Below are 21,536 nucleotides of genomic sequence, written 5' to 3'. Positions count from 1 at the left end.
GTGGAGGATATCCGCCCGGCGCCCCGGGCGACGGGCCCGGTGTTTCGTTCAAAGCCGGCGGGCCTCCCCGGCCAGGCCGGCGAGCAGGCGGGCGACCGCGGGCGGGTGGTGCCGCCCGGCGGCGGTGGCCGCGTACACCCGGCGGGCCGGCGCGTCGTCGGCGTGCAGGCGCAGCAGGGCCAGGTCGGCAGGGGCGGCCCGGACCGCCAGCGCCGGCACCAGCGCGACCCCGAGACCGGCCGCCACGCAGCCCAGCTTGCCGGTCCAGTCGGCGGCGACGATGTCCACCCGGGGCCGGAAGTCGGGCGGCATGGTGGCGCGCATCAACGGGTCCTCGCCGCCGGGCGACCCGGCGACGAACGGGTCGTCGGCCAGCTCCGCCAGGCGCACCGTGCGGCGCCGGGCCAGCCGGTGCTGCCGGGCGACCGCGACCAGCAGGCGCTCGTCGAGCAGGTGGTGCAGGTCGAAGCGCCCGGGGTCCAGCGGGCGGTCGGGCGGCGCGCTCACCACGGCGACGTCGGCGTCGCCGGCGAGCAGCAGCTCCAGCAGGTCCGGCGTCCGCCCCTCCACCACCGACAGGGCCACCCGCGGGTGTGCCTCCCGGAATCCGGCCAGCGCGCGCGGCACGAGGGCCGCCATCGCGGTCGGGAACGCGCCCACCCGCAGCCGGCCGCCACCCAGCCCGCGCAGCGCGTTGAGGTCCCGGTGCGCGGTGGCCAGCCGCTCCAGCACCGCGTCGGCGTGCGGCAGCAGGCACCGCCCCGGCTCGGTCAGCGCGACGCCGCGCGGAAGGCGGTCGAACAGCGCCACGCCGAGGTCGGCCTCCAGCGCGGCGACCTGCCGGGAGACCGCCGACTGCGTGTAGCGCAGCTCGCGGGCGGCGGCCGTGATCGAGCCGTGCCGGGCCACCGTCCGGAACACCTCCAGGGCCAGCGGCTGCATCCCGCGAGCGTACGCGAACCCATGCACCACCCGCATGGCGGCCATCGGAAAGATTCGTTGGTCGCATGGCAGCGCGCTGCCTACGGTTTCCCGCATGACGAAGATCGCCGTACTCGGCACCGGGCGGATGGGGGCGTCGATCGCCCTGCGCCTGCTCGACGCCGGCCACCAGGTGACGGTGTGGAACCGCACCGCCGCCCGCGCCGCCCCGCTCGGGCAGGCCGGCGCGGACGTGGCCCGGACGCCGGCCGGGGCCGCCCACGACGCCGAGGTCGCCATCACGATGCTCACCGACGCCGCCGCCGTCGAGGCGGTGCTGTTCGGGCCGGACGGGGCCGTCCCGGCCCTGCCACCGGGCGCCTGCCTGGTCGAGATGTCCACCATCGGCCCGGCCGCCGTGCACGACCTGGCGACGCGGCTGCCCGCCATCGTCGACCTCGTCGACGCCCCGGTGGGCGGGAGCGTGGCCGCCGCCCGCGCCGGCCGGCTGCGGGTGCTCGCCGGCGGCACTGACGCCGCCGTCGCCCGGGTCGCCCCCGTCCTGGCGGCGCTCGGCGCCGTACGCCACTGCGGCGGCACCGGCAGCGGGGCCGCGCTGAAGCTCGTGCTCAACACGGCGCTGCTCGTGGCCCTCGGCGGGCTGGCCGACACCCTCGCGGTCGCCCGCGCCGTCGGCGTCGACCCGGCCGCGGCCCTCGACGCGCTGGCCGGCGGTCCGCTCGGCGGCGTGCTCGGGCGGGCCGCCGCCCGCGACGCCGACTTCCCGGTCGCCCTCGCCCGCAAGGACCTCGACCTGGCCCGTGCCGCGCTCGGCGCCACCGCGGCCCCGCTGGTCCGGGCGACCCGCACCGTGCTCGACGCCGCCCCCGACCCGACCACCGACATCGCCACCCTCGTCAGCCTGGAGCGCTCTTGAACCTCACCCTCGACAACCCGCCCGCCGTCGCGGCGCCGTTCGGCGACCGGTTCGCCCACGTGGCCCGCCTCGACCTGCCCGGCGGCGCCCTGCTGGTGCTCGCCGGCCAGGTCGCCGTCGACGACGCCGGCCACCTGGTCGGGCCGGGCGACATCGTCGCGCAGTCCGAACGGATCTTCGAGATCGTCGGCGGCGTGCTGTCGGCCCACGGCGCGGGACTGGCGGACGTGCTGCACATCCGGACGTTCCTGACCGACCTCGGCGACCTGCCCGGGTACGCCTCGGTCCGGCGTCGGCTCTTCACCGCCACGCCCCCGCCCGCCAGCACGACGGTGGAGGTGAACCGCCTCTTCCTGCCGGGCGCGTTGATCGAGGTGGAGATCACGGCCGCCGTCAGCGGCCCGGGCGCCGCGGCCTGATCCATGCCGGCCCGGTCACCTCCGGCGGTGGCCGGGCCGGCGTGCGTGGTCGCGGGCACCCGGGGCCGACCGTAGGGGCCGGGCGTCGCCGGACCAGCCGGGCGGTGGCGCGGGCCGGCCCCGCGACACGCCGTTAGCACGCTCGTTCGACACGCCGAACACGTGGAGACATCGTGCGATCGCAGCCAGTAGTCTCGGGCGGTCCTCGCCGGTCGGACGCGTCACGGCCACCCCGCCCGGCGGGGGCATCCGGTCAGCCCCGCCGCCCGAGGAGCGTCCGTGGAGTCGATGACCCGCCAGCGCCAGCCGTCCGGGGAGGACGACCACCCCGACGACGCCTCCGCCACCGCGCTGCTGCCGGAGCTGGAGGACGCGGACTGGATGCACCACGCGCGGGAGTTCGCCCACACCAGCTTCTGGGCGGTCGCCCGCCGACTGCCCCGGCTGGTCCGGGAGGCGGTCGCGCTGGCCTGGTCCACCAGCCGCCGGGACACCGTCGCCTCGATCGGCCTGAACGTCGCCGCCGGGGTGATGACCACCTTCGGGCTGCTCGCCACGACCAGCGTCCTGCGCGAGCTGTTCACCGCCGGGCCCACCCCGGACCGCGTCCGCGCCGCGCTGCCGGCGCTGACCCTGGCGGCGGCGGCCGTGGCGGCGCGGGGCGGGCTGACGATCGCGGCCGGCTGGGCGCAGGCCCGGCTGACGCCCCAGATCAACTACGAGGTCGAGCTGCGGCTCTTCGAGGCCACCACGGCGGTCGACCTGGCCGCGTTCGACGACGCCGGGTTCGCCGAGGAGATGGACCGGGCCCGGGACCGGGGCATGGGCGAGGCGGCCTACATCGTCGACCACACCGTCAACCTGGTCACCGGGGTGGTGGGGATGCTCGCCACCGCGGTGGCGGTGACGGTGATCCAGCCGGTGCTGCTGCCCTGCCTGCTCCTCGCGGCGGTGCCGCAGGCGGCCACCGCCGTCCGGATCGCCCGCCGGCAGTATCTGGCCATGCTGGCCAGGATCACCCGGCAGCGGCGGATGCGGATGCTGGCCCAGCTGATGGCCAACCGGCACACGGCCGCCGAGGTCCGGTCCTACCAGATGCGCGACTTCCTGCTCGCCGAGTACCGCGCCATGATGACCGTCGAGACCCGCGCCCACCTGCGGCTCGTCCGGGCGCAGACCACCACCCGGGTGGCCGGCGCGACCGCCGCGGGCCTCGCCACCTTCGGCGTCTACGCGGTCCTCGCCGCGCTGCTGCTGAACGGCATGGTCGCGCTCGCCGCCGCCGCGACCGCACTGTTCGCCCTCCAGTCCGCCCGCACGAGCCTCAACGTCGCGGTCCTCGCCACGAACTCGCTCTACGAGGACGCCCTCTACTACCAGGACTACCGCGACTTCCTCGACCGGGCCGGGGCGCGGGTCCCGGCCGGCGGCGGGCGGGCGGTGGACGGGTTCGACGCGGTCGAGTTGGACCGCGTCAGCCTGCGCTACCCGGACACCGAGCGGCCGGCCGTCGACGAGGTCAGCCTCACCGTGCGGCGCGGCCAGGTGGTCGCCCTGGTTGGCGAGAACGGCTCCGGCAAGACGACCCTGGCCAAGCTCATCGCCGGGCTCTACCGGCCGACCGGCGGCGCGGTCCGCTGGGACGGGGTCGACGCCCGCGAGCTGGATCCGCGGGCCACGGGCGGACACGTGGCGGTGATGACGCAGGACTGGTGGAAGTTCCCGTTCACCGCCCGGCAGAACATCCGCATCGGCCGGCACGACCGGGCGCCCGAGCGGCCGGGGCCCAGCGTGCACGACGCCGCGCGGGCGGCGGCCGCGCACGACATGATCGCGGGCCTGCCCTTCGGGTACGACACCCTGCTCGACCGCGAGTTCAAGGACGGACAGGACCTCTCCGGCGGGCAGTGGCAGCGGCTCGTCGCCGCGCGGGGCCTCTACCGGCACGCCGCCCTGTTGATCTGCGACGAGCCGTCGGCCGCCCTGGACGCGCGGGCCGAGCACGCGCTCTTCCAACACCTGCGTCGCCGTCCCGACCGGGCCGTCGTGCTGATCACCCACCGGCTGGCCAACGTCCGGCACGCCGACCAGATCTTCGTGATGGAGCGGGGCCGGCTCGTCCAGCAGGGCACCCACGACGAGTTGATGTCGGCCGACGGCCTCTACCGGGAGCTGTTCGACCTGCAGGCCAGCGGCTACCTCGCCCGTTCCCCGGCGGCCGACGACGGCCTGCCCCGCTGACCGGCCGCCCCGCCGTGGCCGTACGGTCCGCCGGCCGGCGGACCGACGTCGGCGGCGCGGCGCACCGGAGACCGACCGGCGGTCCGGGTGGCTCCCGTGTTGACTTCCAGCGCACTCGAATTCCTAGCGTGGCCCGGACGCCCGGCGGACCCACGCCGGGCGCGGCGACACGAGGAGCACGAGCATGCGTTACCGCGTCCTGGGCGGCACCGGCATCGAGGTGAGCGTCCACGCCCTCGGCACGATGATGTTCGGCGCGGTCGGCAATCCCGACCACGACGACTGCGTCCGGATCATCCACGCCGCCCTCGACCGCGGCGTCAACCTGGTCGACACCGCCGACATGTACTCGGCCGGCGAGAGCGAACGCATCGTCGGCCGGGCGCTGCGAGGCCGCCGGGACGACGTCGTGCTCGCCACCAAGGTGCACTTCCCGATGGGGGAGGGGCGCAACCGGGGCGGCAACTCGCGACGCTGGATCCTGCGGGCCGTCGAGGACAGCCTCCGCCGGCTCGACACCGACTGGATCGACCTCTACCAGGTGCACCGCCCCGACCACACCACGGACATCGAGGAGACCCTCGGCGTCCTGAGCGACCTCGTCCGGGCCGGCACGATCCGGGCGTTCGGCTGCTCCACGTTCCCGGCCGAGGAGATCGTCGAGGCGCAGCACGTCGCCGAGCGGCGCGGCCTCGGCCGGTTCCGCACCGAGCAGCCGCCGTACTCGATCCTGGCCCGGGGCATCGAGGCCGACGTGCTCCCGGTCTGCCAGCGGTACGGCATGGGGGTGCTCGTCTGGAGCCCGCTCGCCTCGGGCTTCCTGTCCGGCCGCTACCGCCACGGCCGCCCCGTCGACCTGGCCGCCGGCCGACCCGCGCTCACTCCGGCCCGGTTCGACCCGTCGATCCCCGGCAACGCCGCCAAGTACCAGGCGGTCGAGCGGCTGGTCGAGCTGGCCGGGGACGTCGGCTGCTCGCTGCCCGAGCTGGCCGTGGCGTTCACCGTGGCCCACCCCGGGGTCACCTCGGCGATCCTCGGGCCGCGGACGATGGAGCAGCTCGACGGGCTGCTCGCCAGCGCCGCGCTGACCCTCGACGACGCCACGCTCGACCGGATCGACGAGATCGTCCCACCCGGCACCGACCTGTACGCCCCGGACGGCGTCTGGCGCCCGCCGGCGCTCACCGACCCGGCCCGCCGTCGCCGCCCGACCGCCGACCGGCCCGCCGCCTGACCGCCGGCCTGCCCGCCCAATCGCCTGGCGCGGATCACGCTCCGGAAGGCAGACTTCGGGGGTGGATCATCGGGCGATGGTGGGGCTGAGCAAGCGGATGTCCCTGGCGTTGCGGCACCAGCCCGCCCGGTTCGGCCTCGTGCCCGACGGGGCCGGCTGGGTGCCGGTCGACGACCTGCTCACCGCGCTGCGGGTCGGCCGCGTCGACCTCGACGCCGTCGTCGCCGGCAACGACAAGCAGCGTTTCGCCGTCGAACGCGGCCCCGACGGCGTCGAGCGGATCCGGGCCAACCAGGGGCACTCCATCCCGGTCGACCTGGGGCTCACGCCGTGTCCGCCGCCGGCGCGGCTCTACCACGGCACCAGCAGCGTCGCCCTCGACTCCATCCGGGCGACCGGTCTGCACCGGGGCGGCCGGCACCACGTCCACCTGTCACCGGACGTGGCGACCGCCCGGCAGGTGGGCGCCCGCCGGCGGGGAGACGTGGTGATCCTGACGGTGGACGCGGCGGGGATGGCCCGCGACGGGCACGCCTTCTACCGCAGCGCCAACGGGGTCTGGCTCACCGACGCGGTGCCCGCCCGCTACCTCGCGGTCTGACCGGCCACACCCCGAGCCCGACCGAACCGGCGCCGGACGGTACGGGGCCCGGTCAGGCCGCGCGCCGGTGCCGGGCCTGGGTCAGGGCAGTGCGGTGCCGACCGGGGCAGGCAACGCGGTGCCGGCCCGGGTCAGGCCGCCCGCTGCGCGAGGAAGTCGGCGAGCACCCGGGTGTGGGTGGAGAAGGCCAACTCCGTCGGCTCGGTGAGCACCAGCCACTCGGTGGCCTCCTCGGTGGGTGCCGAGGGCGGCAGCGCCTCGGCCCGCTGCTCGGGCAGCTCCCCGAAGACCATCATCGTGCCGCCGGCCGGGGCGCTGTGCACCGCGAAGAGGCGGGCGTCGGCGGCGTCGGCGCGCAGGCCGGTCTCCTCCCACAGCTCTCGGACCAGGGCCTCCTGCCACTCCTCGCCGTACTCGATGAAGCCCCCCGGCAGCGCGAGCAGGCCGCGTGCCGGCTCGATGTCCCGGCGGACGACGACCACGCCGAGGCCCGCGTCCGTGCGGACCGGCAGCACCGCCACCGCGACGGGCAGCGGGTTGCGCCAGACGGTCTCGCCGCAGGCCGCGCAGACCCGCGGCCACCCGGCCGCCGCCGGGTAGGCCATGCCGCAGAAGGAGCAGTGGGAGTATGCGGCGGCCGTCATGCCGCAGGACGTTACCCGCCCCGCTCCGGAGCCGCCCGGCAGCGGTCCCGCGGTCACGAACCGCCCGCGCGGAGGGCGTCGCGGGCGTCCATCAGGGCGAAGCCGAGCAGGTTCGCGCCCTGCCACGCCTGCGGATCCTCCGCGCGCGGATCGTCGGCGGCCAGCCCGATGCCCCAGACGCGGTCCACCGGGCTGGCCTCCACGAGCACCCGCTCGCCGGTGGCCAGCAGGAACGCCCGCAGGTCGTCGTGCTGGCCGAACTTGGCGACGCTGCCCGCCACCACGATGTCGTAGCGCCGGGCCGCCCAGGTCGCCTCGTCGAAACCGCGCACGCGGCGGCCGAGCGACTTGGCGCGGTGCGGGTGCCCGGCCGCCAGGACCTCAGCGGCGACGTCCGCGTCGCCGAACAGCATCGCCTTGTGCCACATCATCCAGTGCTCGGCGGTGGCATACGTCCGGCCGCCGTCGCGGAACGGGGCCGGCCACCACTGGCTCAGGCAGCCGGGCCCGACGCCGCCGTCGCGGCGCGGCCGGTGGCCCCAGAAGTGCAGGTAGCGGACCCTCTCGCCGGCCTGCGTGGCGGCGACGAGGGCGGCGACGGATCGCGGCGACATGCCGGAGAGTCTGCCCGACGGCTCCGACAGAACGCCGCACGTTTCTCCGGGGCGCCCTCAGCGGTCGCCGTCGTCGTCGGGCGCGTCGCCGGGCCGCCCGCGTAGCCGCCGTTCGCGCATGCCCCGGGCGAGCTCGGTCGCGAGGGCCTGCAGGGGCGGCGTCCAGAACCGACGGAAGTGGTCGAGCCACTGGTCGACCTCCCGCAGGGGCCGGGGGTCGACGGCGTAGAGCCGTCGGGTCCCCTCCGCGCGCACGGTGGCGAAGCCGTTGTCCCGCAACACCTTGAGGTGCTGCGAGACGGCGGGCTGGGAGATCCCGAACTCGCGCCGGATCACGTCGCACAGCCCACCGGCGGTCATCTCACCGTCGGTGAGCAGTTCGAGGATGCGGCGCCGCACCGGGTCGCCGAGCACATCGAAGGCGTGCACCCGTCATTTATATCAACTTCAACTTAATTAGGCGAGACCTGATGAACGCGGGTCGGTGTCGGAGACGCGACCCCAGGTCGTACGCCCGGGCTGCCCTGACCGCGACCAACCGCGCCACCCCGCGCCGGCGGTCGTCGCCCCTGGGGCCGCCGGCCCCCGGCGACGATGTCGCACCCGTGGTCCATGATCCTCGTCGTGACGGCGGCGCCGGGTCCATCCGGTGTCGGCGTGGTCACGGCGGCGCCGCGCGGCGGCGGACGGGAGGTTCGGACAGTGGCGGACGCGGAACTGGCCGCGTGGAGACGGCGCAGCACCGTGCGGGTGGTGCCGCCCGCACGGCCCCGCAAGCTGGCCAAGGTGCCCTTCGTGGAGCTGGCCGACGGGCGGTTGCAGGGCGTGGTGTCCTCCGGGTCGGACGTCGAGCGGGTCTACGTGTCCTCGATCGGGGCCGGCACCCACGCCTACCACTGCAGCACCAACAACAACCGCCCCTGTGGCGGGCTGCGCGGTGCCCTGTGCAAGCACCTGCACGCCCTCGTGGACGAGGCCGTCCTCCAGTACGGCGTCGACCGGGTCGCCCGCTACCTGCGGGTCGAGGTCGGCGACGGGGCGAGCAGCGGAGCGGACCTGACCGCCGCCCTGGACGCGCGGCACGAGCCGACGCCCGCCGCGGTCGTGTTCAGCCGCTTCCTGCGCCACCTGTCCTATCTGGAACTCCCCGGCAGCACGGCACCCCTGCCCGAGCTGCACTGGTTCCCGGCCACCGGGGCGGGCCGCTGATGCTCGGCACGCAGCTCGCCGTCCTGCGCGACGGCGCACCGACCGGTCTGACCGACGCCCTCGACCTCGTCGCCGGTCTCGACGGCGCCCTGGTTCGCGGGTTCGCCCGGGTCGACGAGGAGGACGCGGCGGCGCTGGCCGCGCTGGCCGGAGCGCTCGCCCCCACCCCGCTCGGCGACCTGGTGGCCGAGGCGGTCGGCAAGGTGACCGCCGGTTCGGTGACCGAGGACCATCTCGTCGCCCTCGCCGGTGCCCGGTGCGCGCTGCTCGGCGCGGCCCACGACGCGCTGCTCGGGCAGCTCGACACCGCCCTGGGCCGGGCGCGCGCCCCCTGGGCGCCGGGCCCGCCCGGGCCCGCTGCGGACGCGCCGCCGCCGCTCGCCGGCGTCCGCGCGTGGCTGCACGAGCTGGCGCTCGTGGGGTGGGGCGGCGTCGACCACGAGCTCGTCGCCGCGGCCGCGACGCCGATCGAGGCCGCGCTCGCCGAGCCGGGCCTGCGTCGGCTGGCGGTGCTGCTCGACGGCCTGGCCGCCGAGCTGCGGGCCTGCGCGCCGGTCGCCACGATGGCGCATCCGCCGGTCCGGCGCTGGGCCGACCTGTGGGCGCGGGGCCTGCTGCTCGCCCAGGACGCGGCGGCCGTGGCCGCCCCGCCGGCCGTCGAGGAGGTGTCCGGGCGGCTCCTCGTGCTCGGTGTCGACGTGCACGAGCACGACACCGCCGTGCAGGCACAGGTGCACGGCATCCTCGAGCCGGCCGATGGTGGGACGCCCCGCCTGGTCCGCGCCGCCGTCGGGGCGGTCAAGGTGGAGACGATCGTCGGGCCGGCGCTGTGGCGCCTGCTGGACGCCCACCCCGTGCTGTTGGCCGCGCTGGCCGAACGACGGGGCCTGACGGTCAGCGGCCTTCCGCTGCGCGGCGCCGATCTGATCTGGCGTGACGACCGGGCGCGACCCGGCGAGGCAGCCGACCCGTTCGCCACCGCGCGGGTCCTGCTGCCGGCGGCGGTCGCGGCGGCGCCGGCGCCGCTGGACCGGCACCCGGTCGGGATCGCCGAGCCCGTCCTGCTGGAGGGCTACACCGTGCGCGACGACGACGGCGCGCTCACCGTCGAGCTCGACGGCCACCCGCTCGCCGTCGCGGTCGACCGGCTGCCCTCCTGCGGCCCGCTCACGCCCGACCTGGTCGCGGCCTCGTCGGCGTGCCTCGGCCTGGTCCGGTGGGACGACGGCCGGTGGCTGCTCCAGCCGCTGGCGGTGCAGGCCACCGTCAAGCGCAAGCCGGTCGGCGCGCACGCCGGCGACTGGGCGTGCGGAGTCACCGACCCGAAGGCCGCCAAGGCCGACGCCAAGGCGGGCGACGCCGTGGCGGTGCTGCGCGAGCGCGCGGGACGGTTGCTGCGCCGATGACCGACTCCCTCGCCCCCGCGGACCACGCCGACGCCAACCGGCGCCAGGTGCTCTACTGGCGCCTGCTCGCCCGGCTCTTCGACCCCGACGAGCAGCCCGCCCTGGAGTCGGCCAGCATGGCGGTCGTCGACGACCTCGGCCTGCCGGCCGCCCTGCTGGACCCGGCGGTGTCGGTGGACACCGTCGTCCAGCGCTTCCCGGCCCTCGCCGCCGAGCTGCGCGGCCTGCTCCAACCGGAGCAGGACGCGGGCGCGGGCGCGCCGCCGGGCGGTGGGCCCACCCCGCCCGACCCCGCCGCCACCACGGACGCCGGGGCCGGCGCCGACACCGGATCGAGCGCCACAACGGGCACCGGATCGAGCGCCACGACGGGCACCGGGTCGGGCGTCGACCTCGGGTCCGGCGCCGATACCGGGTCGGGCGTCGACAGCGGATCGGGTGTCGACCTCGGGTCCGGCGCCGATACCGGGTCGGGCGTCGACAGCGGATCGGGTGTCGACCTCGGGTCCGGCGCCGACGCCGGGTCGGGCGGTGCGGGATCGGGCGGTGACGGGCCGGCGACCGGGCCGGGCGCCGCGGAGGTGCGCCGCGCCGCGCTGGTGTCGAAGCTGCTGCTCAACGTGTTCGCCACCGGCCACGGGGCGGTCGACGCCGGTCAACTGGCCCGGTGGCAGTCCGACGCGGGCTGGTTCGAGCAGGCGCTCGGCCTGGAGCCCGGGGGGCTGCGCCGGCAGGGCGGCACCGACGGCCTCGGCGGGGTGCTCGCCGGCCTGGAGGGCGACCTGGTCCGCCGGATGCACCTGCGGGAGGTGCTGGCCGACCCGGCGCTGGCCAGCCGGCTGACGCCGAGCATGTCGCTGATCGAGCAGCTCCTGCGGGACAAGGCCAACCTCTCCGGCGTGGCTTTGGCCAACGCCAAGGCGCTCATCCGCCGCTTCGTCGACGAGGTCGCGGAGGTGCTGCGTACCCAGGTCGCGCAGACCAGCGTCGGTGTCGTCGACCGGTCCGTGCCGCCGAAGCGGGTGTACCGCAACCTCGACCTCGACCGCACCATCTGGCAGAACCTGACCAACTGGAGCCCGGAGGACGAGCGCCTCTACGTCGACAAGCTCTACTACCGGCAGACGGCCCGCCGGGTCACGCCGGCCCGGCTGATCGTGGTGGTGGACCAGTCGGGCTCTATGGTCGACTCGATGGTCAACTGCACCATCCTCGCCTCGATCTTCGCCGGGCTGCCCAAGGCGGACGTGCACCTGATCGCGTACGACACGCGGGCGCTGGACCTGACGCCGTGGGTGCACGACCCGTTCGAGGTGCTGCTGCGCACCAACCTGGGCGGCGGCAACGACGGCCCGGTCGCGATGGCGCTGGCCCGCCCCAAGATCGTCGAGCCGAGGAACACGGTCATGGTGTGGATCTCGGACTTCTACGAGTTCAACCGCTCCCAGCCGCTGTTCGACGGCATCGAGGCGGTGCACCGCTCCGGGGTGCGGTTCATCCCGGTCGGCTCGGTCAACAGCTCGGGCCAGCAGAGCGTCAACCCCTGGTTCCGGCAACGCTTCAAGGACCTGGGCACGCCGGTGATCTCCGGCCACATCCGCAAACTCGTCTTCGAGCTCAAGAGCTTCCTCACCTAGGAGAACGAACCCCTCATGTCCGAGATGCTGCGTGCCCCCGCCGAGGTCAAGTACGCCGAGGAACTCGACTACCTGGAGTCGGTCGACACCGACCCGAAGCCGTTCTCGTGGCGGCTGAGCCCGCGGATGGTCCGACTGTTCGTCCTCGGCTCGGAGCGGGCCGACGGGCTCGACCGGGAGATCCCGCAGAAGTGGTTCGGCGACCGTACGTTCGTCGAACGGAGCATCGTGACCCTGGCGTCGGACCGGGGCCTGCTGCTGATCGGCGACCCGGGCACCGGCAAGAGCTGGCTCGCCGAGCTGCTGGCCGCCGCGGTCTGCCGCAACTCGACCCTGGTGGTGCAGGGCACCGCCGGCACCACCGAGGACCACATCAAGTACTCGTGGAACGTGTCGATGGTGATCGCCAGGGGGCAGTCCCGGGAGTCGATGATCCCGTCGCCGATCATGACGGCGATGGAGCAGGGCGTGGTCGGCCGGTTCGAGGAGTTGACCCGCTCCACCAGCGACGTGCAGGACGCGCTGATCTCGATCCTGTCGGAGAAGTACGTCTCCATTCCGGAGCTGGACCGCGACAACATCGTCTTCGCCAAGCCCGGCTTCTCGATCATCGCCACCGCGAACAGCCGGGACCGGGGCGTGAACGACCTCTCGTCCGCGCTCAAGCGGCGGTTCAACTTCGTCCGGATCCCCGTGGTGACCAACAAGCGCAGCGAGGCGGAGATCGTCCGCTTCCGCACCGAGGAGCTGCTGCGCCGGCACCAGATCACGCTCGACGTGCCGCCCACCCTGCTGGACATCCTGTTGCAGAGCTTCGCCGACCTGCGTGCCGCGGCCTCCTCGGCGACCAGCGACGACGAGAAGCTGGAGTCGGCGCTGTCCACCGCCGAGCAGATCGGCGTCCTGGAGGACGCCATCCTGCACAGCCAGTTCTTCGGCGACCGCACCCTGCGCGCCGCGACGCTGGCCGGGTCGCTGGTCGGCTCCCTGGCCCGGCGCAGCCCGGAGGACCTGGCGATCCTCAACAAGTACCTGCACGGGGTGGTGGAACCGCGCGCCAAGCAGGACGGCGGCCCCTGGGAGGGCTTCCTCGACGGCGGCCGCCAGGCCATCGCCTCCCTGTCGTGACCGCGCCCACCGAGGCCGGGCCGTTCGGTGAGCTGCGCCAGCAGCTCACCGCCGCCGCCACCGCCTTCGCCGACAGTCCGGGCGCCGTCGCCGACATCCTCGCCGGCATGGTCGACGACGTCGACCGTGCCCTCGGCGAGGAACTGGAGATCTTCCCGGTCTGCCACCACTCGCCGGCGTCCGCGCTGGCCATGGTCCGGCGGCTGCGCGCCAAGCAGCCGAAGGTGATCTACCTGGAGCTCTGCGAGGACCTCCAGCCGCTGCTGGGCGAGCTGCGCAACTGCCGCCTCCCGGTGGCGGTGCAGGCGTTCGCCTCCGAGCTGGAGGGCTTCCCGGCCGACTGGGGGCCGCTCAGCGTGGTCGCGCCGATCACCGAGGCCAGCGCCGAATACCAGGCCATCGCGTACGCGCTGGAGACGCCCGGGGTCGAGCTGGTCCTGGTGGACCGCTCCACCGACCACGTCTTCCAGTGGCTGCCCCGCCCACCCGGCACCGCCGACGATGCCCCGGCGGGCGGGGACGTCGAGCCGACCGCGCCGGCGGAGGAGGAGGCGGCCCTGCACGGGGACGCCGTCGGGGTCGAGATCGGGGACCTGCGGCCCCGCTTCGCGGAACTCGAGGCGTACCTGCTGCACCACGGCAAGGTGCGGCACTGGTCGGAGTGGTGGGACCAGTACGTCGAGCAGCCGCTCGCCGACGCCGACCACGACACCTACCGGCAGGTGATGCTGCTGATCGGCAGCCTGTTCCGGCGGCTGCGCCCGGCCGGGGCGGACCGGCGCGACCGCGACGAGGACCGGGAACGCCACATGTGGACCCGGATCCGGGAGCACCTGGCCAGTTCGGGTGCGGATCCGGCGGAGTGCCTGCACGTCTGCGGGGCGTTCCACGCCGCCAGCCGGGTCGAGCAGTTCGGCCTGCGTTCCGACGTCCCGTTCGAGATCAGCCCACGTACCGGCACCCGGTGGCACTACGGCTTGATCCCCTCCAGCCACTCCGCCATCGAGGCGCAGTTCGGGCTCGCGGCCGGGTCGGTGTCGATCGCCGCGGCGACCTGGACGAAGGCGGTCGCCCGGTCCGGGCTGTCGCCGTTCCAACTGGAGGGGCAGCGCGGCACCCGCACCCGCGCCGGGCGCCGCCGCGCCGCACCGGTCCCGGTGCCCGCCGCCCCGGTCGCCGACCGGCTCTCCGGCTACCTCGGGCGGCCACCGGCGGTGCAGGGCCTCGACGAGGCGGAGCTGCGGGGCTGGTGCGTCGACATCGTCCGGCTGGCCCGGCGCAACGGCTACCTGGCCAGCACCGCCGACGCCATCGCCGTCTTCGAGACCTCGATCCTCCTCGCCGGCCTGCGCAACCGGGCCCGCCCCACGCCGTACGACTTCGCCGACGCGGCGGTCACCTGCATCGAGAAGGACGTCGTCCCGGGGCGCCGGGACGTCCGCCGGCTCTGCGAGATCCTGTTCGGCGGCGACCGGATCGGCCAGGTGGGCTACGAGGCCCTTCCGCCGCTCGCCCGCGACGTCCACGACCGGCTCGCCCCGCTCGGGCTGGACCTGGAGAAGCGCCCGGTCCAGCGGGCGCTGCTGGACCTGCACGCCGACCCCGGGCTGGCGCCCTGCTCCGACCTGCTCTGGCGGCTGCGACACCTGCTGCCCCCCGACGCGGTACGACCCATCATGGGCGAGCGCCGGTTGGGGCACCGCTCGATCCAGGAGAGCTGGGACCTGGCCCTCGGCCGCCACCAGCGGGCGCTGATCGAGCTGGGCTACGAGGGCGTCACCGTCGAGCAGGTGCTGGAGCAGCGGCTGCGGCGCGCCGTCCGGGGCCCGGACGCCACGGCCTCGGTCGCGCTGGAGGCCGTCGAGGACGCCGTACGACTGCTCGACAGCCCGCGCCTGGTCGACGAGCTGGGCAACCGGGCGGTGGAACTGCTCGCCGCCGAACGCACCGTCGACGACGCCCCCGAGGTGCTGCGCCGGATCCGGCGGCTGCTGGCCCACCATCGCGCCACCGGGCCGCTGCCGGCCTGGTGCGAGGCGTTCGTGACCACCGGGTACGCCCACTACTGCACGCTGCTGCCCACGGCGTTCGTCGACGAGGGGAGCGGGGTCCGGCAGGTCGGCGCCATGCTCGGCTTCCTGTTCGGCATGGAGAGCCTGGCGCTTTCCCTGGGCTGCGACCGGTCCCAGCTCGAACTCGCCGTCGCGCAGTCCCACCCGGAGGCGCCGGCCAAGGTCGCGCTGCTCTGGGTCGCCCGGCACCAGCTCGGCCTGCTGTCCCTGGCCGAGCTGCGCCGGCGGTGCGCCGACCTGCTCGGCAACCCGCTGGTGGTGCCCGCCTTCCCGCAGTACCTCAGCGGCTTCGTGCAGGCCCTGGAGTCGGTGCCGGGGCTCGCCCCGTTCGTCGTGGAGGTGATGTCGTCCGCGTTCGCCCGGCTGCCCGATCCGGTCCTGCTGCCCTGGCTGCCCACGCTGATCACCACCCTGCGCGACCACGGCCCGGAACTGGTGCCGCTGCTGGTGCGGGAGGCGGGCCGTACCTTCCCCGCGTCGCTGCCTGCGCTGGACGCCTGGGTGCCGCCGTGGTCGGCGTCGGCGTCCCCGCCGGCGCCGGCGGTCCCCGCCGTCGCGTCCGGCCCGGTGGCCACCCTGCTGTCCGGCCACCCGCAGGCCGTCGACGCCGTCGCCGCCCTGCTCGGCTGCGACGGCGGGTGGCGCGAGGAGGCTGCCGCCACGCCCGCCACCCCGCCGGGGCTGACCGCCCTGCTGGCCACGCATCCGGCGGCCGCCGACGCCGTGGCCGCGTTGCTGACGGGCGAGCCGGGCTGACGGCGGGCCGGCGGGACGTCCGACCCGCACGGCGGGCCGATGGCGCTCGTCGGCCCGCGGGCGCGGACCAGCGTCGGCGAGCTGGTCCGGTCGCCGGATCTCGCGCGCGGGTTGTCGATCCGGGCTCGCCTCGTTCGTGTGGAGGATGAGAGGCCGGCGGTGGCGCCGGCCGTCGACACGAGGAGAAGCCATGAAGCAGTACCTGCTCAGCATCTACCAGCCCGGCGGCGAGGAACTGGTGGCCCCGGAGTTCCTGGCCGGGGTGATGCGCGAGCTGGGCGCGATCCGCGAGGAGCTGGAGGCGTCCGGGTGCTGGGTCTTCGGCCAGGGGCTGCACGCGCCGGACACGGCGACCGTGCTGCGGCCGTCCGACGGCGACGTGCTGGTCACCGACGGGCCGTTCGCCGAGGGCAAGGAGTACCTCGGCGGCTTCACCGTCATCCGGGCGCCCGACCTGGACGCCGCGCTGGCGTGGGGCCGCCGGTACGCGCTGGCCACCACCCTGCCGATCGAGGTGCGCCCCTTCCAGGGCGAGGACTGAGCGTGTCGGACGTGGAGGCGGCGTTCCGCGCGGAGTACGGCCGTGCGGTCGCCGTCCTGGTCCGCCTCCTCGGCGACCTCGACCTCGCCGAGGAGGCGGTGCAGGAGGCATTCACGGTGGCGGTGGCGCGGTGGCCCGAGACGGGGCCGCCGCCCAGCCCGGCCGGCTGGATCATCACGACCGCCCGGAACCGGGCGATCGACCGGCTGCGGCGGGAGGCGTCGCGGGCCGACCGGCACGCCCAGGCCGTCCTGCTGCACACCCGCGACGTGCCGGCCGGGGAGGGACCCGTGCGCGACGACCGGCTCCGCCTGATCTTCACCTGCTGCCACCCGGCGTTGGGCCAGGCGGCCCGGGTCGCGCTGACCCTGCGGCTGCTCGGCGGGATGGGCACCGCCGAGATCGCCCGGGCCTTCCTGGTTCCGGAGGCGACGATGGCCCAGCGGATCGTCCGGGCCAAGGCCAAGATCCGCGACGCCCGCATCCCGTACCGGGTGCCGGGGGACGCCGACCTGCCGGACCGGCTCTCCGCCGTGCTGGCCGTGCTCTACCTGATCTTCACCGAGGGGCACACCGCCAGCTCCGGCGACCGGCTGGTCCGCGACGACCTGTGCGCCGAGGCGATCCGGCTGGGCCGGCTGCTGGTGGAGTTGATGCCGGACGAGCCGGAGGCGCTGGGGCTGCTGGCGCTGATGCTGCTCACCGAGGCGCGCCGCCCCGCCCGCACCACCGCCGACGGCGTGCTGGTCCCGCTGGGCGAGCAGGACCGCCGCCGGTGGGACGCCGGGCTCGTCGCGGAGGGGCAGGCCCTGGTCCGCCGGTGCCTGCGCCGCGACCGGCCCGGTCCGTACCAGATCCAGGCCGCGATCGCCGCCGTGCACAGCGACGCGCCCAGCGCCGCCGGCACCGACTGGGCCCAGATCCTCATGCTGTACGACCAGCTCACCGCGTGTGCCCCCGGGCCGGTGGTGGCGCTGAACCGGGCCGTCGCGCTGGCCGAGGTGGCCGGGCCGGCGGTGGCGCTGGCCGCCGTCGACCGCCTCGACCTGGCCGGCTACCACGCGTTCCACGCCGTCCGGGCCGACCTGTTGCGCCGGCTGGGCCGGGCGGGGGAGGCGGCCGAGGCGTACCGGACGGCTGCGGAGCGGACGGACAACGCGGCCGAACGCGCCTTCCTGGCCGCGCGGGCGGTCGCGGCACGATCCGGCGTATAGCGCCGCCCGACGGCGGTCGCCCCGGCTCGCCAGCGCGCTGCGGGCGGCCGGGGCTGCGCTGCGGGGCCGCCGGGCCGCCGGGCCGTGCTGCGGGCCGCCGGGACAGCGCTGCGGGGCCGCCCGGCCGCCGGGCCGTGCTGCGGGCCGCCGGGACAGCGCTGCGGGGCCGCCGGAGCGTGCAGCGGGCCGCCGGCGGTCCCCGGGCACCGCCGGACGGCCGGGCGGCGGTGCCCGGCGTTTGCTCGCTCCCGGGGCCGGGAACGCGGGTCTCCCGGCAGCGCGGCGCCCCGGCGCGCCGCCCGACGAACGGACGCTCGACGGCCCATGACGTACCGCCCGGCAGTCACCACCGCGGTGCCCGACCTGGCCGCCCTCACCCTCGGGGTCGAGGAGGAGTACCTGCTGCTCGATCCCCGGACGGGGGAGAGTCTTCCGGTCGCCGACCGGGTGCTCGCCGCCCTGTCCGGGACGGCCCGGGACCAGAGCCGCCAGGAGTTCCGGCACAGCATGGTGGAGATGGTCACGCCGGTCACCGCCGACCTGACCGAGCTGCGCGCCCACCTGGTGGCGCTGCGCCGTTCGGCCGCCGACGCGGCCCGTGCCGCCGGGGCCCGGCTCGTCGCGGTCGGTGCCACCCCCGTGCACGAGCCGCACCGGACGGTACCGGACAAACCTCGCTACCACGCCATGTCCCGCCGCTTCGGCCCGGTCGCGCACGATCCGGCGGTCTGCGGCTGCCACGTCCACGTCGGGCTGCCCGACCGCGAACTGGCCGTCCAGGTGTGCAACCACCTGCGCCCGTGGCTGCCGGTGGTGCAGGCGGTCACCGCCAACTCGCCGCTGCACGACGGCCGCGACACCGGGCACGCCAGCTGGCGCTCGATGCAGCTGGAACGCTGGCCCAGCATCGGGCCGACCCCGCACTTCGAGTCGGCCGCCGACTACGACGCGACCGTGGACGACCTGATCCGCGCCGGGATCATGCTCGACGCCGCGATGGTCTACTGGTACGCCCGCCCCTCCACCGCGTACCCCACGGTCGAGATCCGGGTGGGCGACGTCTGCCCGGGCGTGGACGACACGGTGCTCGTCGCCGGCCTGGTCCGGGCGCTCGTCGCGACGCTGGCCGACGACGTCCGCGCCGGTGTTCCCGCCCCCCGGATCCGGGACTGCCTGGTCTCCGCCGCGCACTGGCGGGCCGCCCACGACGGACTGGAGGGCGACCTGATCGACCTGCGCTCCGGCGACGCCCGCCCCGCCTGGGACCTGGTCGACGAACTCGTCGCCACCGTCGCGCCCGCCCTGGCGCGCCACGGCGACCTCGACCACGTACGCGACCAGGTGGCCCGGGTGCGCCGGGACGGCAACGGCGCCACTCGGCAGCGCCGGGTGATGGCCCGCACCGGCAACGACGTACGGGCCGTCCTGGACCACCTGGCCGCCGAGACCCTCGCCTGCTGAAGCCGCCCGACCCCGGGTGCCGCCCCCGCCACGCGGCACCGGCGGCGCAGGGTGTGGGCCGAGGCGGGCCGGGGCCGTGCCGGTCAGCGGATGTCGTGGGACTGGAGCCACAGCTCCAGCAGGCCGAGCTGCCACAGCTTGTTGCTGCCGGCGGCGGCCTGCGCCCGGTCCGGCACCGCGAGCAGCTCGTCGAGGTACTCACGGCGGAACAGGCCGCGCTCCCTGGCGGCGGGGGCGGCGAGGGCCTCGGTGACGAGCTGCCGCACGGGGCCGTCGACGTTGCGCAGCGCCGGCACGGGGAAGTAGCCCTTCGGCCGGTCGACCACCTCGGCCGGCAGCACCTCCCGGGCGATCTCCTTCAGCACGCCCTTGCCGCCGCCGGCCACCTTGTGCTCGGGCGGGCAGGCCGCCGCGAGGGCGACCAGATCCTGGTCGAGGAAGGGCGTGCGCACCTCCAGCCCCCACGCCATGCTCATGCTGTCCACCCGCTTCACCGGGTCGTCGGGGAGCATCAGGTGGGTGTCCAGGCGCAGCACGGCGTCCAGCGCGGTGTCCGCCCCGCTCGCCGCCAGGTCGGCGGCGAGCAGTTCGCGGCTGGCGTCGCGGTCGCAGGCGTACGCGGGGCTGACCACCCGGCACAGTTCGGCGTGGTCCCGGTCGAAGAACGCGTCGGCGAAGGCGTCTGCCGCGCCGTCGCGGGGCACCCGGGCGAGGGGCTGGTGGTAGCCGTAGCCGGCGAAGACCTCGTCGGCGCCCTGCCCGGACTGGGCCACCTTGACGTGCCGCGCGACCTGCTCGGACAGCAGGTGGAAGGCGACCACGTCGTGGCTGCCCATCGGCTCGGTCATCGCGTGGACGGTCCGGCGTACCGCCGGGACCAGGTCGTCGTCGGCGAGCCGGATGCGGTGGTGGTCGGTGTCGAAGGCGCGGGCGACGAGGTCGGAGTAGTGGAACTCGTCGCCGACCTCGCCGCCGCGGCTGTCGAAGCCGATGCTGAACGTCTGGAGGTGGTGCTGCCCGGCCTCGGCCAGCAGCGCCACGATCATGCTGGAGTCCAGGCCGCCGGAGAGCAGCACGCCGACCGGGACGTCGGCGACGAGCCGCCGTCGAACCGCCGTGCGCAGCGCGCCGCCGATCGCGGCCCGCCAGTCCCGCGCGTCCATCCCGCCGTGGGCGGGGTCCCGGGCGTAGTCGGGCCGCCAGTAGACGTGCTCGCGGCTGCGCCCGTCGGCCTCCACGACCCGTACGGTGGCCGGGGGGAGCTTGCGCACGCCGCGTAGCACGGTGCGGGGCGCCGGCACGATCGAGTGCCAGGACAGGTAGTGGTGCAGCGCCACCGGGTCGATCGTGGTGTCCACGTCGCCGGCGCGCAGCAGCGCGGGCAGGGTGGAGGCGAACCGCAGCCGGCCGGGGGACTCGGCCAGGTACAGCGGCTTGATGCCGAGCCGGTCGCGGGCCAGCACCAGCCGCCGCCGCTGCCGGTCCACGAGGACCACGGCGAACATGCCGACCAGGTGGTCGACGAAGCGTTCGCCCCACTGCGCGTACGCCGCCAGGATCACCTCGGTGTCGCTGGTGGAGTGGAAGGTGTGCCCGGCCTCCCGAAGTTCGTCGCGCAGTTGCGGGTAGTTGTAGACGCAGCCGTTGAAGACCAGCCCCAACCCGAGGTCCTCGCGCACCATCGGCTGGCCGCCCGCCTCGGAGAGGTCGATGATGGTGAGGCGGCGGTGCCCGAGGGTCACCCAGCCGTCGTTCCACAGGCCCTCGCCGTCGGGGCCCCGGGACCGCATCGCCTCGGTCATCCGGGTCACCGCGTCGGCGTCGGGCGTCGACCCGTCGAACCTCGCCTCGCCACTGATGCCGCACATCGTCAGCGGTCACCGGCTTTCGGGGGAACCGGACCCACCGTCACCACTCCCGTCGGCGTCGCAGGTGGCGGACCACCCGCTCGCAGGGGCCCGGTCCCGTCGCCAGGACGGGCGGCTGGGCTACCCGACCCCGGGCGGGCCAAACCCCCGGCACGTGGCCCGGGCCGGCCCGCGGGGCGGTGCCGGCCCCGTCGGCGGCCGGTCAGTCGCGCAGCGTACGCAGGATGCGGGCGAGCTGTGCCCGGTCGGCCGGCGTGAGGCCACCGAAGAGGTCCTCGGCGGCGGCCCGGCGGGCGGCGTGGATGGCCTTGCCGGCCCGCGTGCCCTCCTCGGTCGGGGCGACCAGGGTGGCGCGCCGGTCCGCGGGGTCGGGTCGGCGTCGCACGAGGCCGCGCGCCTCCAGGTTGTCGACGACCTCGGTGGCCGAGCGCGGGGCGATGCGGAGGTGCTCGGCGAGCGCGCCGGGCCGCAGCGCGCCGTGCCGGATGAGCACGCCGAGCGCCCGGGACTGGCCGGGCGTGACGTCCCAGGGCGCGAGCGCCTCCCGGGTGCGGTGCCGAAGCCGCCGGGTCACCGCCCAGAACGCCTCGGCGAGGCCGTCCCCGGCATCGTCGGTGTCTCCGGTCACGGGAA

General features: G+C 75.7%; 19 protein-coding genes. 13 read left to right on the top strand and 6 right to left on the bottom strand.

The annotated features are described in order from the left end of the window. Positions 1 to 48 precede the first annotated feature (48 nt). On the bottom strand, positions 49 to 942 hold the full coding sequence (locus tag ACGF5G_RS24390; RefSeq protein WP_393266512.1) for a LysR family transcriptional regulator: 894 nt from the start codon (positions 940 to 942) through the stop codon (positions 49 to 51). Between the two features lie 94 nt (positions 943 to 1,036). On the opposite strand from ACGF5G_RS24390, the gene ACGF5G_RS24385 reads away from it, so the two are divergent. The 5 genes from ACGF5G_RS24385 (at position 1,037) to ACGF5G_RS24365 (ending at position 6,353) form a co-directional block, all read left to right on the top strand. After that, on the top strand, positions 1,037 to 1,858 hold the full coding sequence (locus ACGF5G_RS24385; RefSeq protein WP_393266510.1) for an NAD(P)-dependent oxidoreductase: 822 nt from the start codon (positions 1,037 to 1,039) through the stop codon (positions 1,856 to 1,858). After that, complete coding sequence (locus ACGF5G_RS24380; RefSeq protein WP_393266508.1) at positions 1,855 to 2,277, top strand: RidA family protein; 423 nt, start codon at positions 1,855 to 1,857, stop codon at positions 2,275 to 2,277. The genes ACGF5G_RS24385 and ACGF5G_RS24380 overlap by 4 nt, the downstream gene beginning before the upstream one ends. A 288-nt stretch (positions 2,278 to 2,565) precedes the next feature. Beyond that, positions 2,566 to 4,518, top strand: a complete 1,953-nt coding sequence (locus ACGF5G_RS24375) for an ABC transporter ATP-binding protein (RefSeq protein WP_393266608.1) — start codon at positions 2,566 to 2,568, stop codon at positions 4,516 to 4,518. A gap of 184 nt (positions 4,519 to 4,702) precedes the next feature. Beyond that, positions 4,703 to 5,752: an aldo/keto reductase gene (locus ACGF5G_RS24370; RefSeq protein ID WP_393266505.1), complete on the top strand. Its 1,050-nt coding sequence runs from the start codon at positions 4,703 to 4,705 to the stop codon at positions 5,750 to 5,752. 61 nt (positions 5,753 to 5,813) lie between these two features. Further along, positions 5,814 to 6,353 carry an RNA 2'-phosphotransferase gene (locus ACGF5G_RS24365; RefSeq protein ID WP_393266502.1) on the top strand — a complete coding sequence of 180 codons (540 nt, stop codon included), beginning with the start codon at positions 5,814 to 5,816 and terminating at the stop codon, positions 6,351 to 6,353. A gap of 131 nt (positions 6,354 to 6,484) precedes the next feature. Here the strand turns inward: ACGF5G_RS24365 and ACGF5G_RS24360 are convergent, their stop codons facing one another. From ACGF5G_RS24360 to ACGF5G_RS24350, 3 genes are read right to left on the bottom strand one after another with little or no spacing between them, the layout of a single operon-like run. Then, positions 6,485 to 6,997, bottom strand: coding sequence for an NUDIX domain-containing protein (locus ACGF5G_RS24360; RefSeq protein ID WP_393266500.1), 513 nt, complete (start codon positions 6,995 to 6,997; stop codon positions 6,485 to 6,487). Between the two features lie 53 nt (positions 6,998 to 7,050). Then, entirely contained in the window at positions 7,051 to 7,611 is a 561-nt protein-coding gene (locus tag ACGF5G_RS24355; protein ID WP_393266497.1) for an NADAR family protein, read from the bottom strand. Between the two features lie 57 nt (positions 7,612 to 7,668). Beyond that, positions 7,669 to 8,040, bottom strand: a complete 372-nt coding sequence (locus ACGF5G_RS24350) for a metalloregulator ArsR/SmtB family transcription factor (protein WP_357461723.1) — start codon at positions 8,038 to 8,040, stop codon at positions 7,669 to 7,671. A gap of 273 nt (positions 8,041 to 8,313) precedes the next feature. Between ACGF5G_RS24350 and ACGF5G_RS24345 the strand changes: the two genes are divergently transcribed. The 8 genes from ACGF5G_RS24345 to ACGF5G_RS24310 all read left to right on the top strand — a co-directional run bounded on the left by ACGF5G_RS24345 (position 8,314) and on the right by ACGF5G_RS24310 (position 19,035). After that, on the top strand, positions 8,314 to 8,820 hold the full coding sequence (locus ACGF5G_RS24345) for a hypothetical protein (protein ID WP_393266495.1): 507 nt from the start codon (positions 8,314 to 8,316) through the stop codon (positions 8,818 to 8,820). Continuing rightward, positions 8,820 to 10,226 (top strand): hypothetical protein, encoded by a 1,407-nt coding sequence (locus ACGF5G_RS24340; RefSeq protein WP_393266492.1) that lies wholly within the window; start codon positions 8,820 to 8,822, stop codon positions 10,224 to 10,226. The genes ACGF5G_RS24345 and ACGF5G_RS24340 overlap by 1 nt, the downstream gene beginning before the upstream one ends. Next, positions 10,223 to 11,863: a VWA domain-containing protein gene (locus tag ACGF5G_RS24335; RefSeq protein ID WP_393266490.1), complete on the top strand. Its 1,641-nt coding sequence runs from the start codon at positions 10,223 to 10,225 to the stop codon at positions 11,861 to 11,863. The genes ACGF5G_RS24340 and ACGF5G_RS24335 overlap by 4 nt, the downstream gene beginning before the upstream one ends. 15 nt (positions 11,864 to 11,878) lie before the next feature. Then, the gene (locus ACGF5G_RS24330; RefSeq protein WP_393266487.1) at positions 11,879 to 12,991 is read left to right on the top strand and encodes an AAA family ATPase; all 1,113 of its coding nucleotides are present in this window, start codon (positions 11,879 to 11,881) and stop codon (positions 12,989 to 12,991) included. Continuing rightward, on the top strand, positions 12,988 to 15,819 hold the full coding sequence (locus ACGF5G_RS24325) for a hypothetical protein (RefSeq protein ID WP_393266485.1): 2,832 nt from the start codon (positions 12,988 to 12,990) through the stop codon (positions 15,817 to 15,819). Before ACGF5G_RS24330 ends, ACGF5G_RS24325 begins: the two co-directional genes overlap by 4 nt. Positions 15,820 to 16,009: 190 nt before the next feature. Beyond that, entirely contained in the window at positions 16,010 to 16,360 is a 351-nt protein-coding gene (locus ACGF5G_RS24320) for a YciI family protein (RefSeq protein ID WP_393266484.1), read from the top strand. 2 nt (positions 16,361 to 16,362) lie between these two features. Then, positions 16,363 to 17,574: an RNA polymerase sigma factor gene (locus ACGF5G_RS24315; RefSeq protein ID WP_393266481.1), complete on the top strand. Its 1,212-nt coding sequence runs from the start codon at positions 16,363 to 16,365 to the stop codon at positions 17,572 to 17,574. A 324-nt stretch (positions 17,575 to 17,898) separates the two neighbouring features. Continuing rightward, positions 17,899 to 19,035, top strand: coding sequence for a glutamate--cysteine ligase (locus ACGF5G_RS24310; protein WP_393266479.1), 1,137 nt, complete (start codon positions 17,899 to 17,901; stop codon positions 19,033 to 19,035). 83 nt (positions 19,036 to 19,118) lie between these two features. Here ACGF5G_RS24310 and ACGF5G_RS24305 read toward each other — a convergent pair whose 3' ends face one another. Next, complete coding sequence (locus ACGF5G_RS24305; protein ID WP_393266476.1) at positions 19,119 to 20,903, bottom strand: N-acetylglutaminylglutamine amidotransferase; 1,785 nt, start codon at positions 20,901 to 20,903, stop codon at positions 19,119 to 19,121. A 202-nt stretch (positions 20,904 to 21,105) separates the two neighbouring features. Next, positions 21,106 to 21,531, bottom strand: coding sequence for a MarR family winged helix-turn-helix transcriptional regulator (locus ACGF5G_RS24300; RefSeq protein ID WP_393266473.1), 426 nt, complete (start codon positions 21,529 to 21,531; stop codon positions 21,106 to 21,108). Positions 21,532 to 21,536 lie beyond the last annotated feature (5 nt).

The organism is Micromonospora sp. NPDC047730 (genome assembly GCF_043204765.1).
Taxonomy (GTDB): Bacteria; Actinomycetota; Actinomycetes; order Mycobacteriales; family Micromonosporaceae; genus Micromonospora.
The sequence above is the reverse complement of the archived record's forward strand: the minus strand, read 5'-3'. Positions and strand labels throughout refer to the sequence as shown.

Bases quoted from the DNA above. Each gene is read 5' to 3' on its own strand.
- ACGF5G_RS24390 (WP_393266512.1), bottom strand. From the start codon at position 942: ATGCAGCCGCTGGCCCTGGAGGTGTTCCGGACGGTGGCCCGGCACGGC.
- ACGF5G_RS24385 (WP_393266510.1), top strand. From the start codon at position 1,037: ATGACGAAGATCGCCGTACTCGGCACCGGGCGGATGGGGGCGTCGATC.
- ACGF5G_RS24375 (WP_393266608.1), top strand. From the start codon at position 2,566: ATGACCCGCCAGCGCCAGCCGTCCGGGGAGGACGACCACCCCGACGAC.
- ACGF5G_RS24370 (WP_393266505.1), top strand. From the start codon at position 4,703: ATGCGTTACCGCGTCCTGGGCGGCACCGGCATCGAGGTGAGCGTCCAC.
- ACGF5G_RS24360 (WP_393266500.1), bottom strand. From the start codon at position 6,997: ATGACGGCCGCCGCATACTCCCACTGCTCCTTCTGCGGCATGGCCTAC.
- ACGF5G_RS24355 (WP_393266497.1), bottom strand. From the start codon at position 7,611: ATGTCGCCGCGATCCGTCGCCGCCCTCGTCGCCGCCACGCAGGCCGGC.
- ACGF5G_RS24340 (WP_393266492.1), top strand. From the start codon at position 8,820: ATGCTCGGCACGCAGCTCGCCGTCCTGCGCGACGGCGCACCGACCGGT.
- ACGF5G_RS24335 (WP_393266490.1), top strand. From the start codon at position 10,223: ATGACCGACTCCCTCGCCCCCGCGGACCACGCCGACGCCAACCGGCGC.
- ACGF5G_RS24330 (WP_393266487.1), top strand. From the start codon at position 11,879: ATGTCCGAGATGCTGCGTGCCCCCGCCGAGGTCAAGTACGCCGAGGAA.
- ACGF5G_RS24320 (WP_393266484.1), top strand. From the start codon at position 16,010: ATGAAGCAGTACCTGCTCAGCATCTACCAGCCCGGCGGCGAGGAACTG.
- ACGF5G_RS24310 (WP_393266479.1), top strand. From the start codon at position 17,899: ATGACGTACCGCCCGGCAGTCACCACCGCGGTGCCCGACCTGGCCGCC.
- ACGF5G_RS24305 (WP_393266476.1), bottom strand. From the start codon at position 20,903: ATGTGCGGCATCAGTGGCGAGGCGAGGTTCGACGGGTCGACGCCCGAC.